Annotated in this window: 18 protein-coding genes; 7 read left to right on the plus strand and 11 right to left on the minus strand. The window is 71.7% G+C overall.

The genetic code is table 11. The features are described from left to right. From ACIRPK_RS27405 to ACIRPK_RS27450, 10 genes are all read right to left on the minus strand, one after another. Positions 1–785 (minus strand): maltotransferase domain-containing protein (locus ACIRPK_RS27405; RefSeq protein ID WP_403042907.1); only part of this gene is annotated, 785 nt, incomplete at its 3' end. Between the two features lie 57 nt (positions 786–842). Then, complete coding sequence (locus ACIRPK_RS27410) at positions 843–1,439, minus strand: DJ-1/PfpI family protein (protein WP_403043089.1); 597 nt, start codon at positions 1,437–1,439, stop codon at positions 843–845. A gap of 19 nt (positions 1,440–1,458) precedes the next feature. Beyond that, entirely contained in the window at positions 1,459–3,129 is a 1,671-nt protein-coding gene (locus tag ACIRPK_RS27415; protein WP_403042910.1) for a thiamine pyrophosphate-binding protein, read from the minus strand. Positions 3,130–3,224: 95 nt separating this feature from the next. Further along, positions 3,225–4,061 (minus strand): type 1 glutamine amidotransferase domain-containing protein, encoded by an 837-nt coding sequence (locus tag ACIRPK_RS27420; RefSeq protein ID WP_403042912.1) that lies wholly within the window; start codon positions 4,059–4,061, stop codon positions 3,225–3,227. A gap of 286 nt (positions 4,062–4,347) precedes the next feature. Then, entirely contained in the window at positions 4,348–5,055 is a 708-nt protein-coding gene (locus ACIRPK_RS27425; RefSeq protein ID WP_403042914.1) for an EthD domain-containing protein, read from the minus strand. A 33-nt stretch (positions 5,056–5,088) separates the two neighbouring features. Further along, a complete protein-coding gene (locus tag ACIRPK_RS27430; protein WP_403042917.1) occupies positions 5,089–5,724 on the minus strand; it encodes a nuclear transport factor 2 family protein in 636 nt (211 codons plus the stop codon). A 53-nt stretch (positions 5,725–5,777) separates the two neighbouring features. Further along, complete coding sequence (locus ACIRPK_RS27435) at positions 5,778–6,734, minus strand: NADP-dependent oxidoreductase (RefSeq protein ID WP_403042920.1); 957 nt, start codon at positions 6,732–6,734, stop codon at positions 5,778–5,780. A 1-nt stretch (position 6,735) separates the two neighbouring features. Continuing rightward, on the minus strand, positions 6,736–7,476 hold the full coding sequence (locus ACIRPK_RS27440) for a TMEM175 family protein (protein WP_403042922.1): 741 nt from the start codon (positions 7,474–7,476) through the stop codon (positions 6,736–6,738). Continuing rightward, positions 7,470–8,156, minus strand: coding sequence for an SDR family NAD(P)-dependent oxidoreductase (locus tag ACIRPK_RS27445; protein ID WP_403042925.1), 687 nt, complete (start codon positions 8,154–8,156; stop codon positions 7,470–7,472). The genes ACIRPK_RS27440 and ACIRPK_RS27445 overlap by 7 nt, the downstream gene beginning before the upstream one ends. A 30-nt stretch (positions 8,157–8,186) precedes the next feature. Then, positions 8,187–8,627, minus strand: coding sequence for a VOC family protein (locus tag ACIRPK_RS27450; RefSeq protein WP_403042927.1), 441 nt, complete (start codon positions 8,625–8,627; stop codon positions 8,187–8,189). 164 nt (positions 8,628–8,791) lie between these two features. Between ACIRPK_RS27450 and ACIRPK_RS27455 the strand changes: the two genes are divergently transcribed. The 7 genes from ACIRPK_RS27455 to ACIRPK_RS27485 all read left to right on the plus strand — a co-directional run bounded on the left by ACIRPK_RS27455 (position 8,792) and on the right by ACIRPK_RS27485 (position 14,581). Next, entirely contained in the window at positions 8,792–10,267 is a 1,476-nt protein-coding gene (locus tag ACIRPK_RS27455) for an MFS transporter (protein WP_403042929.1), read from the plus strand. Between the two features lie 124 nt (positions 10,268–10,391). Then, positions 10,392–10,727, plus strand: coding sequence for a nuclear transport factor 2 family protein (locus ACIRPK_RS27460; protein ID WP_403042932.1), 336 nt, complete (start codon positions 10,392–10,394; stop codon positions 10,725–10,727). An 84-nt stretch (positions 10,728–10,811) separates the two neighbouring features. Next, complete coding sequence (locus ACIRPK_RS27465; RefSeq protein ID WP_403042935.1) at positions 10,812–11,483, plus strand: NAD(P)H-binding protein; 672 nt, start codon at positions 10,812–10,814, stop codon at positions 11,481–11,483. Positions 11,484–11,530: 47 nt separating this feature from the next. Beyond that, positions 11,531–12,976: an ankyrin repeat domain-containing protein gene (locus ACIRPK_RS27470; protein WP_403042938.1), complete on the plus strand. Its 1,446-nt coding sequence runs from the start codon at positions 11,531–11,533 to the stop codon at positions 12,974–12,976. Positions 12,977–13,002: 26 nt separating this feature from the next. Beyond that, positions 13,003–13,311 carry a muconolactone Delta-isomerase family protein gene (locus ACIRPK_RS27475; protein ID WP_403042940.1) on the plus strand — a complete coding sequence of 103 codons (309 nt, stop codon included), beginning with the start codon at positions 13,003–13,005 and terminating at the stop codon, positions 13,309–13,311. A gap of 77 nt (positions 13,312–13,388) precedes the next feature. After that, positions 13,389–14,078, plus strand: coding sequence for an NADPH-dependent F420 reductase (locus ACIRPK_RS27480; RefSeq protein WP_403042942.1), 690 nt, complete (start codon positions 13,389–13,391; stop codon positions 14,076–14,078). Beyond that, entirely contained in the window at positions 14,075–14,581 is a 507-nt protein-coding gene (locus ACIRPK_RS27485) for a nuclear transport factor 2 family protein (RefSeq protein WP_403042945.1), read from the plus strand. The genes ACIRPK_RS27480 and ACIRPK_RS27485 overlap by 4 nt, the downstream gene beginning before the upstream one ends. Before the next feature lie 77 nt (positions 14,582–14,658). On the opposite strand, the gene ACIRPK_RS27490 is transcribed toward ACIRPK_RS27485, so the two are convergent. Beyond that, positions 14,659–15,867: an IS701 family transposase gene (locus tag ACIRPK_RS27490; protein ID WP_403042947.1), complete on the minus strand. Its 1,209-nt coding sequence runs from the start codon at positions 15,865–15,867 to the stop codon at positions 14,659–14,661. Between the last annotated feature and the right edge of the window lie 51 nt (positions 15,868–15,918).

Below are 15,918 nucleotides of genomic sequence, written 5' to 3' on the forward strand. Positions count from 1 at the left end.
ATCGGGTGGATCGGGGGCAGGTAGAGCACGTCGAAGCCCATCGCGGCGACCGCGGGCAGGCGTTCGGCGGCGGTGCGGAAGGTGCCGGAGACCGGCGGCAGGTTGCCGTCCGGGTCGATCACCGCACCCTCCGACCTCGGGAAGAACTCGTACCAGGAGCCGAACAACGCCCGTTCCCGATGGACCGTCAGCTCCAGCGGCTCGACGGTGGAGAGCAGCTCCCGGAGCGGATGGTCGGCCAACCGGGCGGTGACCACCGGGTCGTGGGCCGCGGCCAGCCGTCGGACGGCCGGCAGGTCCGGGTCCAGCAGGGCGGCGGAGGCGGCCAGCACTGCGGTCCGGCCCGCTCCCCTGGGCCCGGCCAGGGCCGCCCGGCGCAGCAGCTCCGCGCCCTCCTCCAGGGTGACCTCGACGTCCTGACCGGCCGGGATCTTGATGTCGGCGCGGTGCAGCCAGCTGCTGACCGGGTCGCTCCAGGCTTCCACGGTGTACGTCCAGCGGCCGGGCGCGGTGGGCGTGACGTACGCGCCCCAGCGGTCGGTGCCCGGCGCCAGCTCGTGCATCGGGGTCCACGGGCCGCTGCGGCCGCGCGGGCCGCGCAGCACCACGTTGGCGCCGAGCGCCTCGTGGCCCTCCCGGAAGACCGTGGCGCTGACCAGGAAGCGTTCACCGGTCACCGCCCGGGCCGGGCGGCTGCCCGCGTCCACCGCCGGCGCGACGTCCAGCACGGGTATCCGGCCGATCGGGGTGGGCCGGCCGGGCGCCCCTGCCTTGATGGTGCTCATCTCGCCGATGTCCTCTCATGGTTGGGCGGTCGTGGTCGGGCGGTCACCCGCCGCCGGTCAGACCACGTCTCCGAGCCGGCGCCTGGTCCGGGCGGTGAGCTGGTCGATGATGGTGCGGGCGAAGACGTGGCAGTGGTTGCCGGTCCGGGCGGTGACCAGGTCCTCGTCGACGACGACGTCCTGGTCCACGTAGACGCCGCCCATGTTGCGCAGGTCGCCGAGCAGGTTGTTGTGCACGACCGCCCGGCGGCCCGCGATCACCGACGGGATCGGCGCGGCCAGCCACATGCCGTGGCAGATGATGCCCTTGACGATCGCGGGGTCCGCGAAGGCCCGGCGCAGGAAGGACACCGCCGGGGGGAGCGCCTGCACGTCCTCGGTGTACCTGAGCCGGTCGGCGACGATGCCGGAGGGCACGATGACGGCGGCGAACTCCCGGAGCCCGTACTCGTCCAGGTCCTCGAAGGACTCGGTCACCTCGAACGGCATCCGGTGCTCGTGCCCCCGGAAGACCAGCCGGTCGTTGCCCCAGAGCCGGGTCAGGAAGTGCACCTCGGCCCCCTCCTCGGCGAACCGGCGCTGGTAGTAGAGGATTTCGGGCTCGTAGAAGTCGCTCTCCATCAGGACCGCGATCTTCTGTCCGGTCAGCCGCACGGCGGCCCCGCCCTCCCGGTCAGTCACGGCCGATCACCAGGTCGATCAGGAACGGCCCCGGGTGCGCCAGCGCCCGGGCGATCGCCGGGGCGACCTCCTCCGGCTTCTCCACCCGCACCGCCGGGACGCCGAGCGACTCGGAGAGCGCCGCGAAGTCGATCTCGGGCCGGGAGAGGTCGAACAGGTCGGGGAAGTCGTGGTGCGCGATGTCCTGGCTGCGCCAGTACTGCTCGATGTTGTCGTCGAGCAGCTTGTAGCGGCCGTTGTTGCAGATCACGAACTTGGCCGCGATGTCGTACCGGGCCGCCGTCCAGAGGCCCTGGATGGTGTACATGCTGCCGCCGTCACCGGTGAAGCCGACCACGGTCCGCTCGGGGTGGGCGAGCTTGGCGCCGATCGCCCCGGGGATGCCGACCCCGAGCGAGCCGCCCCGGGTCTGGTGCCAGTGGCCGGGCTGGTTCGGCGGGTTGTACCGGAAGAGGCCGGGCGAGGAGGTCAGCGCCTCGTCGAACAGCACGGCGTCGGAGGGGAGTTGACGGGACAGCTCGCGGCCGAAGTACGCGGCGGTGAGCGGGCCGCCGTCGTCCGCCGCCAGGTCGTGGGCGACCGCTTCGGCGTACGCGGCGGCCTTCCGGTCGGCGAACCGCTGGATCCGGCCGGCCACCGCCGCCCGCCGCTCGGCGGACTGACGCTGCGTCAGCGCGTCGGCCAGCCTGCCCAGGGAGAGCTTGGGGTCGGCCACCAGCCCCAGGTCGACCGGGAAGTTCTTGGCGATCGCCCCGCTGTCCAGGTCGATGTGGACCACCGGAGCGCCTTCGGCGAAGACGCCGCCGAGCAGCGGGTAGACCTCCGGCAGGGCGTAGGTGCCGACGATCAGCACCGCGTCCGCCGCTGCGGTCACCCGGCTGCTGTTCTCGCCGAACATGTGGCCCAACTGGCCCTGGTAGAGCGGGTGGTCGGCGGGCAGGTTGACCTCGGCCCAGTCCGCTCCCCAGACCTCGGCGCCCCACACCTCGGCGAACCGGGCGAGCTCCGCCTGGGCTCCGGCGAAGTGCACCCCGTCCCCCGCGATGATCAGCGGCCGCTCGGCGTCCGCGAGCAGGGTGGCAGCCAGGCCGACCGTCCCGTCGTCCGGGGCCACGGCGGTGTGCAGGTAGGAGGTGGGCACGGCCGGCTCGCTGGTCGGCAGGTCCAGCACGTCGGCGGGCAGCACCACCAGCACCGGTCCGTACGGCGGGGTGGCGGCGACCTTGAAGGCCCGCCGCAGCACCCGCAGGGTGGACTCCGGATCGACCACCCTGGTGGCCCACTTGGTGACCGGCTTGGCCATCCCGACCAGGTCGGCGGCCATCTGGGCGTCCATGCTGTCGTACGCCAGGCCGGACTCCCCCACCACCACGACCAGCGGCGCGTGGCCCCGCATCGCCTGGTAGAGCATGCCGATCCCGTTGCCCAGCCCGACCCCGGAGTGCAACTGCAGCAGGGTGGGGGTCCGGGTGGCCCGGGCGTAGCCGTCGGCGATGCCGACCACCACGGCCTCCTGGAGGGCGAGCACGTACTCGATCTCGGGGAAACCCCGCAGCTCGTCCAGGAAGCCCTGCTCCACGGTGCCGGGATTGCCGAACATGTACTTCACGCCGTCGGCTTTGAACTGCTCGAGCATCGCCACCCGGGCGGGCCTGCTGGCCATGGCTTGCGTACCTCTCGATCGGTGGACTGTACGGAGGGGCCGGGCACGGGCGGCCGGCCGGTGTGCGCCGAGGCGCGGCCGCCCGTCGCCGCGGGTCAGGCCTTGAAGCCCCACTGGCGCAGGCCCTGCTCCAGCACCTCGACGACCTTCTGGCCGGTGAGGTAGGAGTCGGGGGTCGAACGCCCGGTGATGAACGGGTAGTCGACGATCACCGAGGTCTCCTTGCCGAAGTTGCCGTGGTAGGCACCGTTCGGAGCTGTGGCGTCGCGCAGGATGTACTCCAGCGGGTACGGCGGCGGGCCGATCACGAAGTCGGTACCCATGAAGCCGGTGCCGTCCTTGTAGTCGTACTCGATGCAGTGCCCGGTGACGTGCTTGTTCCGGAGGATGCTGACCCGGTCGTCCTGCTCGCGGGCGAAGGCCAGCGCGGCCACGCCGTAGCACTCGGCGGCGATCGGCAGACCGAGGTTGTAGAAGGCCAGCACCAGGTCGTGCACCCGCCAGTTGTTGGCCAGGTCGACGATCGGACCACTGCCGCCGACGATCAGCAGCGCGTCGTACCGGTCGGCGATCTGCTCCTGGACGTGCTCGCGGCGGTGGTTGTAGCCCTCCCACGCGCGCAGGAAGTCGTTGCGGCTGCGGTACGGCCGGTCCGGCAGCCAGGACGACAGGTCGAGCGGGTTGTCCAGCCGGTCCGAGCCGTCGAAGGCACGGACCTTCTCCGCCATGTCGGTGCTGGTCACCGAGCGGCCGAGCGGCGGGTCGATGTACTCCGGGTCGTAGCTCGGCGGCAGGGCCACCGCGCGCTTGCCGGTCGGGGTCGCGAAGGTGATCTCGTAGCCGGCCTTGTCGAAGGTCTCCAGCGGGCCGATCAGCTCCTCTCCCCAATAGCCGTACTCGGAGAGGACGATGAGAATGCGCTTCTTCGCCATGGGCGATGGTCTCCTTCGGATGGAGGTGCGATGGGGGTCGGCGGCCGGCCGGGAAGGCGAAGCTGTCCGGCCGGCGCCGACCGCCCTGCGGCGGTCACCGCTGCGACTGCCGCAGGCGTGGGCCCGGTGGGGGCGGCCGGTCCGGCCACCCGAGCGCGTCCCGGGAGGGGGCTCCGGAGCGGTGCTCCACGGGCCCTGGTCCTGTCTATCAAGTGCCCGGCACCGGACGTCGTCGCGGTGCGCGGCCACTGGCGCCGCGTCAGGTCAGCGGTCGCACTTCGCCAGGTCAGCGGGGATCGGGACCGATGATCCAGGACTCGGTGGCAGCCAGCGAGAACACGTACTTCGGGTCGACCAGGCCGTCCTGAGCCGCCTTCAGCTCGGCGAACCAGGGGGAGGAGAGGGCGGCCCGCAGCGACTGCTCGTCGTCGAACCAGAGCTGCTCGACGCTGTCGAAACTCGCCTCGCCGAACACGTAGTAGCCGTCCCGGGTGTGGGCGTGCAGGTAACGGCGCAGGCCGGGGGCCTCGGCGACCACCCCGGCGTAGGCGCCGAGGGTCCGCTCGCGGTAGTCGGCCAGCTCGACCCCGGGCGCCCGCTTGAGCAGGACGGTGAGCTTCACCCGGCCCGGGTTCTGCTCGTCCAGGGCGGGGCCGGGGACGATCTCGTACGCGGTGGTGTCGATCACCATGCTCTGCCAGAAGGCGGCCCAGTTGGGCTCGTCGAGCCGGGCGCCCTGGAGGAACTCCTCGGTCTGCAGCGAGGCGAGCTGCTCCTCCTCGTTCTCCAGCCAGATCTCGGCGATGCCCTGGTGCGGCAGGGCCGGCGAGCCGAGGTCGGCGTCGAACGGTATCCGGCTGTCGATCAGGTACTTCCGGATCTGCGGGATCCGCCCGGCGAACTTCACCGCGTGGACGTTCACCCAGTAGTCCTGGAACTCGAGCGCGGTCATGCCGGGCTTCGGTGCGGCCAGGATGAACTGATGGATCATCATGTCTCCTTGGTAACGGGTGGGGCGGGGGTGGCGTCAGCGCCAGAACGCGTCGCTGCCGGTGGCGCCGTCGCCGAAGAAGGCCTCCTGGCCGGAGACGACCTTGCCGTTCTCCCAGTGCAGCAACTGGACGACGTCCGCCGCGAGGGCGCAGGAGCACTCCGTGTCGGAGCGGATGGCCGACTCCCGGCAGAGGTAGGCGGTGAGGTGACCGTCGATCATGATCTGCTCCTCCTCCGACCGGAAGGAGCCGCCGGACAGCTCCCGGCGGGCCGCCACGTACTTGAGGAAGGCTTCGAGCCCCTGGTAGCGGCCGGACAGCGCGTTGCTGCCGGGGACGGACCAGGTCAGGTCCTTGTCCCAGTACTGCACGATGGTGGCGAGGTCACCGCTGTCGAGGGCCGCGTAGGCGTCCTTGACCCGGCGCGGAGTGACCTTGACGGCGAGCTCCTGCTCGGAGCTGACGATGCCGCCACGCATCATCTCCTCGGTCAGCAGGTTGCCGCCGACCGAGGTGGCCCCGGGCTTCATGTCGTCCACCGTGACGTAGACGAAGGGCCTGGCCACCTCGCCCATGACCGCGACCAGCGCGTCGGTCATCTCGATGGTGATCTGCGCCTTCTCCGCCATGCTGGCGAAGCCTTCGATGAGACTGACCCTGATGATGGGCATGGATGGTTCCTCATTCCTGACGGGATGTGCGCTCCTCCGGGAGCGGGCGGCGGTCAGACGACCTGCAGGACGACCTTGCCCCTGGCCTGGCCGGTCTCGATCAACTCATGGGCCTTGTCGGCACGTTCGAGCGGCAGCACGTCGCCGATCACCGGGCGCAGGGCGCCCGCGTCGATCAGCGCGGTGATGTCCTCCAGGTCCTTCCGGTCGCCCTCGACGGTCAGCGACACGGCACGCAGCCCGCGCCGGGCGGCCTCGGCGACCGTCTCGGGGTCCGGCGGCACCGGGAGCGACACCAGCACGCCGCCGGTCCGCATCACCTTCAGCGAGCGCAGCCCGTTCTCCCCGGCCACCGTGTCGACCACGACGTCGATGTCGTGCGCGAGTTCCTCGAAGCGCACCTTGGTGTAGTCGTACGCCTCGTCGATGCCCAGGCTCTTCACCAGCTCCAACTGCTGGGTGCCGGCCGTGCCGCAGACGTAGGCCCCCCGGGCGCGGGCGATCTGCACCGCGAGGTGGCCCAGGCCGCCGGCCGCGCCGTGCACCAGGACCCGGGTGCCCGGGCCGGTCCGGCCGACGCTGACCAGGCTCTGCCAGGCGGTCAGCGCGACCAGCGGCACACCGGCCGCCTCCACATGGGTCAGCGCGGCCGGCTTGAAGGCCAGCTGACGGGAGTCGACCGTCACGTACTCCGCGTACGTGCCGCCGATCCGGGGGAAGTTGACCATCCCGTACACCTCGTCGCCCGGCACGAACCGGGTGACGCCCGAGCCGACCGACTCGACCACACCGGAGACGTCCCAGCCGATGGTGATCGGAAGCTCACCCTGGGACGGCGAAATGCCGCTGCCCGCACGGGTCTTGCAGTCGACCGGGTTGACGCCGGCCGCGTGCACCCGGACCAGCACCTCGGTCCAGAGCGGCTCGGGGCGCGGGATCCCCTCGTCGAGCCGCAACACCTCGGGGCCGCCGAAACTGTGCTGGCGGACGGCGCGCATGGTCTCCGGCATGTCAGGACTCCTTGTTCGCGATGGTGGTGAACGCGCCCGGCCCGGGCGGCCCGACGGGCTGCGGTGCCTCGGCGGACTGCGCCACCTCGGCGGGCTTCGGGCTGACGTCGATGAAGTAGGACAGCAGCAGGACGACGTAGAAGCAGATGCTGACCGTCGCGCTGACCCAGGAGAGCAGCACCGCGACCAGGTAGAGGAACGGCCCGACCCCGAACCTGGCCCGGATCCGCCGGGCCTGGGTCGGGGAGATGTGCTCCCCCAGGTGCTGGTGGCTGCGCGAGGCGTAGATCCAGATGGCGTTGAAGAAGACCCCGCCCATGATCAGCACGATGCCGTAGAACGCCGCCGCGACCTTCTCGCCCTCGCCCTCGGTGACCGCGTCCGCCAGGACCGCGGTCGGGAACGGCAGGAAGGAGACCGAGAGCAGCAGCAGCAGGTTCAGGATCATCAGGGTGCGGTTGATCCTGATGATGTAGTGGAACATCAGGTGGTGGTTGAGCCAGATCATCCCGATCAGCAGGAAGGTGATCGAGTACGCCAGGTAGGACGGCCACAGGTGCGCCAGCGCCAGCCCGAGGCCGTCCCGGAAGGTCGCCGGGTCCGGTACGTGGATCTCCAGGATCAGCAGCGTGATGGCGATCGCGAACACGCCGTCGCTGAACGCCTCCAGGCGTGCGGTGGACATCACCGGGGCGGCGAGGATGCTCTCGTCGTCCTCCGGTGGAACGGTCTCCGTCACCATGCGATCACTCTCCGGTCCTGGAAGAACTTGCCGGTGGGCCCGTGCTCGGTCAGGGTGGCCAACCACACTGCGGTGTCGGCCCCCTGATCGGGCGTCAGCGGCGCCCCGCGGCCGCCCATGTCGGTGCGCACCCACCCGGGGCACATGGCGTTGACCTTGACGTGGTCCGGCACGGAGTTCGCGACCACCAGCGTCAGCGCGTTCAGGGCCGCCTTGGCGATGCCGTACGCCGGCGGGTTGGGTCCGCCCCGGGTCAGCTGGCCGCCGGTGGACGAGACGTTGACGACCCGTCCGTACCCGCGTTCGACCATCCCCGGCACGAAGGCCTGGCAGGTGCGGAACGCGCCGAGCAGGTTGACCTGGAGCGAATCGGCCAGGACCTGCTCGGAGACCGCGAAGAACGGCTCGGTCGGGTAGATCCCGGCGTTGTTGACCAGGACGTCGACCACGGTCCCGGCCTCGGTCAGCCGGTCGGCACAGGCCCGGACGCTGTCCGGGTCCGCGACGTCCAGCTGCTCGGCCCGGACCGGGCCTCCGATGCCCGCGGCCGCCCGGCGCCCTCGTTCGAGGTCGCGCGAGCCGAGGACCACGTCCAGCCCGGAGTCCGCGAGCAGGCGGCAGACCGCCAGCCCGATCCCCCGGTTGGCTCCGGTGACGAGTGCGGTGTGCGTTGACGACACCAGTGCCTCCCTTCTCCAGGACCCGAGGGGTCAGCGCCCGCCGGTGACCTGGACGAACTCGAGCAGGTTGTCCTCCAGGTCCCGGACGAAGGCCACGCTGATGCCCAGCGGGGCGACCTCGACCGGTCCGACCGTGACGGGGACGGCGCGCAGCTCCAGCAGGGCCAGCACCGCGGTCAGGTCGTCGACGTAGAAGGCGACGTGGCTGGGCCCCTGGACGTAACCGTGCTCGGGCGGGTCGGCCCGCCGCAGCCCGGCCGAACCGGCCCGCTCGGCCAGTTCCAGGCGCAGCCCGTCGGCGCCGAGGAACGCGACCCGTTCGCCGCGTTCGGGCAGGTCGAGCCGGTTGACCAGCTCCAGTCCGAGCACCCTGCGATACCAGTCGACGGCGCGGTCGATGTCGGCCACCACCAGGCAGCTCGACACTCCCGTGACGTGCTGGGTGACCCGACTCGCCGGGACGGTGGTCATAGATCCTCCGTGGTGCGTCCGATGCTTCCAGTGACAGCCGCAGCCTAGGCGATTGACTGTGCGATTGACAAGAATTGACTAAGGGAGTTTTCTGTTGGAGCGCAGATTTTCCCGGCGCCTCCCCCGTCCCGACCGACCGACACATCCGAGGAGTCAGACACGTCATGACGACCATCGATCGCCCATCGACCGACGCGGGGGAAATCTCCGCGCGCAGGAAGCAGCTCTCCCTGCTGATCCTGTGCGGCGCCGTCTTCCTGGACGCGCTCGACATCTCCCTGCTCGGCGTCTCGCTGCCGAGCATCAAGACCGGCCTCGGCCTGTCGGACGGGGCCCTGCAGTGGCTGGTCTCCGGCTACACCGTGGGCTACGGCGGCTTCCTGCTGCTCGGCGGCCGGGTCGCGGACGTCTGGGGCCGGCGGCGCACCTTCATCGCCGCGACGGTGCTGTTCATCATCGCCAGCCTGCTGGGCGGGATCCTGACCTCCGGCGCGCTGCTGATCGCCACCCGGGTGCTCAAGGGCCTGGCGGCAGGCTTCACCGCACCCGCCGCGATGTCGCTGATCACCACCACCTTCCGGGAGGGCGAGGAGCGCAACCGCGCGCTCGGCGTCTTCGCGATGACCGGAGCCGGCGGCTACAGCTTCGGCCTGGTGCTCTCCGGCGTGCTGACCGAGATCGACTGGCGCCTGGTGTTCTTCGCGCCCGGCGCGATCGCGATCGCGGTCCTGCTCGCCGCCCCGCTGATCAAGGCCGACGCGCCGCGCACCGACGGGCCGCGGCAGAGCTTCGACCTGGGCGGCGCGATCACCGCGACGCTGGGCATCATGGCGCTGGTCTACGGCCTGGTGCAGGCGCCCGGCTGGGGCTGGGGCTCGATCGAGACCATCGGCGTGCTAGGCGGCGCGGTGCTGCTGCTGGTCGCCTTCGTCGCCATCGAGCGTCGGCACAGCTCGCCGCTGGTGCCGCTGTCGCTGTTCCGTTCCCGCTCCCTGAGCAGCGCCAACCTGGTCAGCGTGGTGTGGGCCGGCTCCACCATCGGCTGGCAGTTCATCGCCACCCTGTACCTCCAGGAGGCGCTGCACTGGAGCGCCCTGAAGACCGCCTTCGCGTTCCTGCCGCTGGGCATCGTGATCGTCGGCGTGGCCAAGTTCGCGGCGGGTCCGCTGGTCAGCCGCTGGGGCGTCCGCGCGGTCGTCACGATCGGCATGCTGATCCAGGCCGCAGGCGTCCTGCTCTACCTGGGCGTCGGCAGCGACAGCAGCTACGCGCTGGCCATCCTGCCCGGCATCATCCTGCACGGCATCGGCAACGGCCTGGTCTACCCGACCGTCAACATCGCCGGGGTGAGCGGCGTCGCGGACGAGCGCCAGGGCGTCGCGGCGGGCCTGATCACCGCCTCGTACCAGGTCGGCGCCGGCGTCGGCGTCGCGGTGCTGGCCGCCGTGCTGACCGCCACCGCCGGTGGCGGCGCGGGCGACGTGAGCAGCTACCGGTGGGCGTTCCTGGTCGCCGGCCTGTTCTCGCTGACCGGTCTGGCGATCGGCTTCCAGGGCCTGCGGCAGCCGCGCCCGGCGGCGGCCGCACCGGCCGCGACCGGCGCGGGCGCCGAGCGCGCCAAGGTCACCGCCGAGCACTGAACGCATCACCTCCTGGCGGCCGCTCCACCCCCCACGACCGGGCGGCCGTCAGGGCTGTATTTACTTGCTGATTGACAAATAATGACAGAGTTGATTGACTATGCTCCGAGCCGGGAGGGCACCCATGGCGCACCAGGACGAGCTCAGCACGGTCCGCGCGTTCGTCGCGGCCGCGAACCGGGGTGACCTGGCCGGCCTCACGGCGGCGCTCGCCCCCGACGTCCGGATCGACATGGCCGGAGCGGTCCAGTACGGCCGCGACCAGGTGCTCCGCTCGTTCTTCCTGCCCTGGGTGGTCCGGGTCTCCGGGCAGTACCGGGAGACCGGGATCGCCCACGGCGAGGACGGGCCGACAGTCTTCTACCGGTTCGAGACCCCCGCCGGGCTGGTCGAGGACCTCGCCTACACCTACCGCGTCCGGGCCGGTGCGGTCGTGGAGATCGTCGGCCGGTTCGCGTGACCCCGGCGGGCCGGCATCGGACCGGCCCGCCCCCATGACATCCACCGGAGCCAGCGGCCCGGTGACACGTCGAAGGAGAAGTCTGTGGACAACCCGGTAGCGGTGATCGGTGGCGCCGGCTCGGTCGGACGCCTGGTGGTGGCCGGCCTGGTGAGCCGCGGCGAGCAGGTCCGGGTGGTGAGCCGACGGGCCCACCCGGGCGGCTCGGTGACGGCCTTCCGGGCCGACGTCCGGGACCGGGCGTCGCTCGGCGCCCCGCTGGCCGGCTGCTCCGCCGTGGTCGTCAGCGTGGAGCCCGGCACCTCCGACAGCGGGCCCAACAGCCCGAAGGCGACCATGTACGACGGCGTGCTCAACGTGCTGGACGCCGCCACCGCCGGCGGCGAGAAGCCGCACATCGTACTGGTCAGCCAGATCTACGTGACCCGCAGCAACCACCCGATCAACTCCACCGGGCGGATGCTCGACTGGCGGCTGGCCGGCGAGGACGCCGTCCGCTCCTCGGGCCTGCCCTACACCGTGGTCCGCCCCAGCTGGCTGACCGGCGGCGGCACCGGCGGCGTCCGGCTGGAGCAGGGCGACACCGGGGACGGCCAGATCTCCCGTCAGGCCGTCGCCGACGCCTGTGTGCAGGCGCTCTACCTGCCGTCCGCCCGCTCGCTGACCTTCGAGATGTACGGCGCGCCCGGCAGCGCCCCGGCCGACTGGGACGACCTGTTCCAGGCCCTGGCGCCGGACTCCGCGACCGCCCGCTGACGCCGGTTCAGCTCATCCACCGACTCGTCTGATTGGAACCGTTCCCGATGGACAGCACCCGTACGCACGAGGTCATCTCCCAGTGGTTCGACGCACTCGGCCGGGGAGACCTGGACACCGTCATCGCCACCCTGGCCGAGGACATCGAGTTCGAACTGCCGATGGACACCTGGAACCGGGTCATCCCCTACCTGGGCAAGCACATCGGCCCGGCGGCGGTCGCGGTGGCCTTCGGCATCCGCGCGGAGACCACCGAGGTGCTCGAGTACGAGGTCAGGGACCTGCGGGCGGAGGGCGACACCGCCTTCGCCGTGGTGTACACCAAGGGCCGGCACACCCGGACCCTGCAGGAGTTCGAGATCGAGGACGCCCACCGCTTCGTGGTCGGCGAGGACGGCACCATCGTCCGTTGGAAGGTCTACTTCGACCCGAACGGCGAGGTCGCGGCGTTCACGGCGGACCGTCAGGAGCGGCTGTTCCAGGCCGTCCGCGCCGGTGACGCCGAGACCGCGGGCCACCTGATCGAGGTCGAGCGGGCCGACGTCAACCAGGCCGACCCTGACAGCGGCCTGACCCCGCTGCTGGTCGCGGCCGGCCGCGGCGACGAGGCACTGGTCCGGCTGCTGCTGGCGGCCGGCGCCGACCCCCGGACGGCGGACGCCCGGGCCGGGGCCACCGCCCTGCACAAGGCGTGCCAGAGCGGCAGCGTGCCGGTGGCCCGGCTGCTGGTCGAGGCCGGGGCGTTCGTCGACGCGGTGGTCCCCACCACCGGGCACACCCCGCTGATGGACGCGCTCTGGTTCAAGTACCCGGACCTGGTGGAGTACCTGCTGGAGCAGGGCGCCGGGCTGGAGCTGTACACCCACTACGGCTTCTCGCTGCGCCAGCACTTCGAGTACGAGCTCAACGTCAACACCCGGGGCAAGGACCTGCTGCTGCGGGCCGAGCAGCTGCTGGCGGACCGCCGCAACCAGGACGCCGAGCGCGTCGCCGAACAGCGGCTGATGGCCGCCGTGGTGGCCGACGACGTCGAGCAGGTCCGGGCGCTGCTGGCGGCCGGTGCCGAGGTCGACACCAGGGCCCCCCGGCTGAACGGCTTCAACGACGGCCACACCCCGCTGCACGTCGCCACCCGGGACGGCCACCGGGAGATCGCCCGGCTGCTGCTGGCCGCCGGGGCCGACGTGAACGCGGTGGAGCCGTGCTTCGGCGCGGTCCCGCTGCACAAGGCGGTCTACAACGGCCACGCCCCGATCACCGCCGACCTGGTCCGCCAGGACGGCATCGACCTGGACTTCCAGGGCGCGACCAACGGCTACACCCCGCTGCACGACGCGCTCTGGCACGGCTGGGAGGAGTGCGCCGCCATCCTCGTCGAGGCCGGCGCCCGCACCGATCTGACCGGCCACGACGGCAAGACCCCGTACGACCTGGCGGCCGAGGTCCTCGGCGCCGAGCACGAACTGACGGTCCGTCTGAACTCGGCGGCCTGATCCCGTCCATCCCCCCAGGAGAACTCATGCTGTTCTACGTCCAGATGAAGTGGAAGCACGAAGGCCGGATCACGCTCGAGGAGCTGTGGGAGGTCGAGCAGGAGGAGGCCGAGCACGCCAAGGAGACCATGGACTCCGGCTTCTGCGTCGGGATCTGGAAGGTCGCGGCGCAGAAGCGGGTGATCGCGATCATCGAGTCCCCCGACGCCGAGGAGCTCGACCGCACCGCCCTCGGCCGGCTGCCGATGCGCGAGTACCTGGAGTTCGAGCAGGTCTGGCCGCTGCGCGACTACCTCGGCTTCGCCGAGGACGTGAAGCTCCGCTACAAGGTCTGACCCCCCAGAAGGCCCCGGGCACCCGCCCGGGGCCTTCTCGCGTCCGTCGCCCACCACCTCCAGGAGGAGGCCCCACCATGCGTTACGCAGTCATCGGCACCGGAACCGTCGGCCGGACCCTCGCGGCCCGGCTGGCCGATCTCGGGCACGAGGTCAGGATCGGTACCAGGGACGTCGAACGGACCCTGGCCGGCACCGAGCCCGACGGGTACGGCAACCCGCCCTTCGCCCACTGGCTCGTCGACCACCCCGAGCTCCGCCTCACCACCTTCGCGGCGGCCGCGGAGTTCGCCGAGGTGGTGGTCAACGCCTCGATGGGAACGGCCAGTCTGGCCGCACTGACCGCCGCCGGGGCGGAGAACCTGGCCGGCAAGCTGCTGATCGACGTCGCCAACCCGCTGGACTTCTCCCGGGGCCTGCCGCCCACCCTGGACCCGGTCAACACCGACAGCCTCGGCGAACAGATCCAGCGGGCCTTCCCCGCCGCCCGGGTGGTGAAGACCCTGAACACCATGAACGCCGGGGTGATGGTCGACCCGCAGCGGGTGCCTGGTCCGCACGACGTCTTCCTCTGCGGCGAGGACGAGATCGCCAAGAAAGAGACGGTCGGGCTGCTGACCGCCTTCGGCTGGCCACCGGACCGGGTGATCGACCTGGGCGGGATCGGCAGCGCCCGGGGCCTGGAGCAGGTGCTGCCGCTCTGGCTCAGCCTCTGGGGCACGCTCGGCCACTGGGACTTCAACTTCCATGTGCGGAGCGCCCGGTGAACGCCCGCCGGGCAGCCGCCGCGCTGCTGACCGTCGCCGCCCTCGCCACCGCCTGCGGCAGCACCGGGCGAACCGCCGCCGGACCGGCACCGGTGGCCTCGGCCTCCGCCACCGCGGGCACCACCGCGGCGGGTACCGGCACCGAGCCGACCGCCACCGGCACCCCGGCCCGCCCGCAGGACCTGACGGTGATCCGGGCGTTCACCGATGCCGCCAACCGGGGCGACCTGGCCCGGGTCAGCTCCAGCTACGCCCCCGACGCGCACTTCGACCGGGCCGGCGCGCAGTTCGCCGGCCGGGACCGGATCGTCAACTCCTTCCTCCGCCCCGACGTGCTGGAGGACGGCGGCCACTACCGGGAGATCTCGGTGACGGCGGCGGGCGACCGCACCGTCGTGGAGTACGTCTTCACCGCCAGGGGCGGTGCCGTCACCGAGCACTTCACCTACGCGTACCTGATCCGGGACGGCGTGATCACCCACGTGATCGGACGCTACGTCTGACGCCCCGTCCGGACACGACGGAGCCCGGGTGCCGGACCAGTGGTCCGGCACCCGGGCTCCGTGCTGCGCGGCCCAGCTCAGCCCACCTCGGACCGGAGTTCCGGCCGCCGGGCGAACTCCAGCTCCCGGAGGGTGTGGAAGCCCAGCGCGGCGGAGGCCAGGGTGACGTGGTGGTGCCAGCCCCGGAACGACCGGCCCTCGAAGTCGGCCAGCCCGTAGTGCCGTTGCAGCCGTTCGCAGCCGGTGCCCGAGCTGTGCCGCAGGGCGGCGAGCGCGGCCACCTCGGGCAGCCGGTCCGAGGTCAGGTTGGTGACCCACTGGGTCCGCGGCTGCGGCCGGCCGAACGGCCACTCCACCACCAGGTTGCGGGGCGCCCGGCCCCGGATGCCGGACAGCCGGGTGGGCGGCACGACCGGGCCGCCGACCAGCGCCGTCGCCATGAACCGGGAGTGCCTGACCCGGCCGGTGCCCTCCTGCCAGCCGAGCACCGTCCCCGGGCTGCGGTTGCCGAGCGCCCGGGCCAGCTCACCGGCCGGCATCCGGCCGACCGGGGTCCGGCCGGGCGGGGTGGGCACGGTCAGCTGCGTGCCGACGCCCACCGCGATCAGGTAGGACAGGCCGCGCTGCTCCAGGCCGGCCAGCAGCGGTTCGATGTCCTGCCCGTGCGACCAGTCGGCGAGCACCGGCGCCCGGGGCACGTCCCATTCCAGGATCTGGTCCAACGACTCCAGCAGGTAGTCGTCGCGGGACTGGTGGCGCTGCTCCTCCGGCAGGTGCGCCTGGGCCCGCAGGTCCTGGTCGGTGTCCCACTCCCGGGGCAGCAGCAACCGCCAGTTCACCGGCAGGCTGCCCTCCGCGTGGACCAGTGAAGTGGCCAGCGCCAGCTGGCAGTTCATCGTGCGGCCGGCCGACGGGACGAACTGCCGGGCCACCCCGACCGAGCGGGTGCCGTTCTTCTGGAAGGCGACCTCGTCGAACGCCCAGGCCTGCGGCGCCGACAGCGCGCTGACCCGCTCGGCCAGGTGCCTGCGCACCCCGTCGCAGTCCCAGGTGGACTGGCTGACGAACTGTTGGATCGGCTGCACCACCCGTCGGCCGAGCACCTGCTCGGTGATGTTGGCCGGGGTCCGGCGGCCGGAGGCGTGGAGCAGTCCGCGCAGGTAGACCTCGCCCCAGCGCCGCTGGTCGGTCCTGGCGAAACAGGCGAACAGCTCCCGGCAGTAGTCGGAGAGCCCGTCGTGCCGCTCCCTGGCGGGTGCTTCGCGGAGGTGTGCGATCGTGGCCACAACAGTCCTTAGGAGTCTCGGAAAAGGGGCCGGTCCTCCCCCGCGCCGTGG

Origin of the sequence: Kitasatospora sp. NPDC101801 (assembly GCF_044766665.1) — a bacterium.
Taxonomy (GTDB): Bacteria; Actinomycetota; Actinomycetes; order Streptomycetales; family Streptomycetaceae; genus Kitasatospora.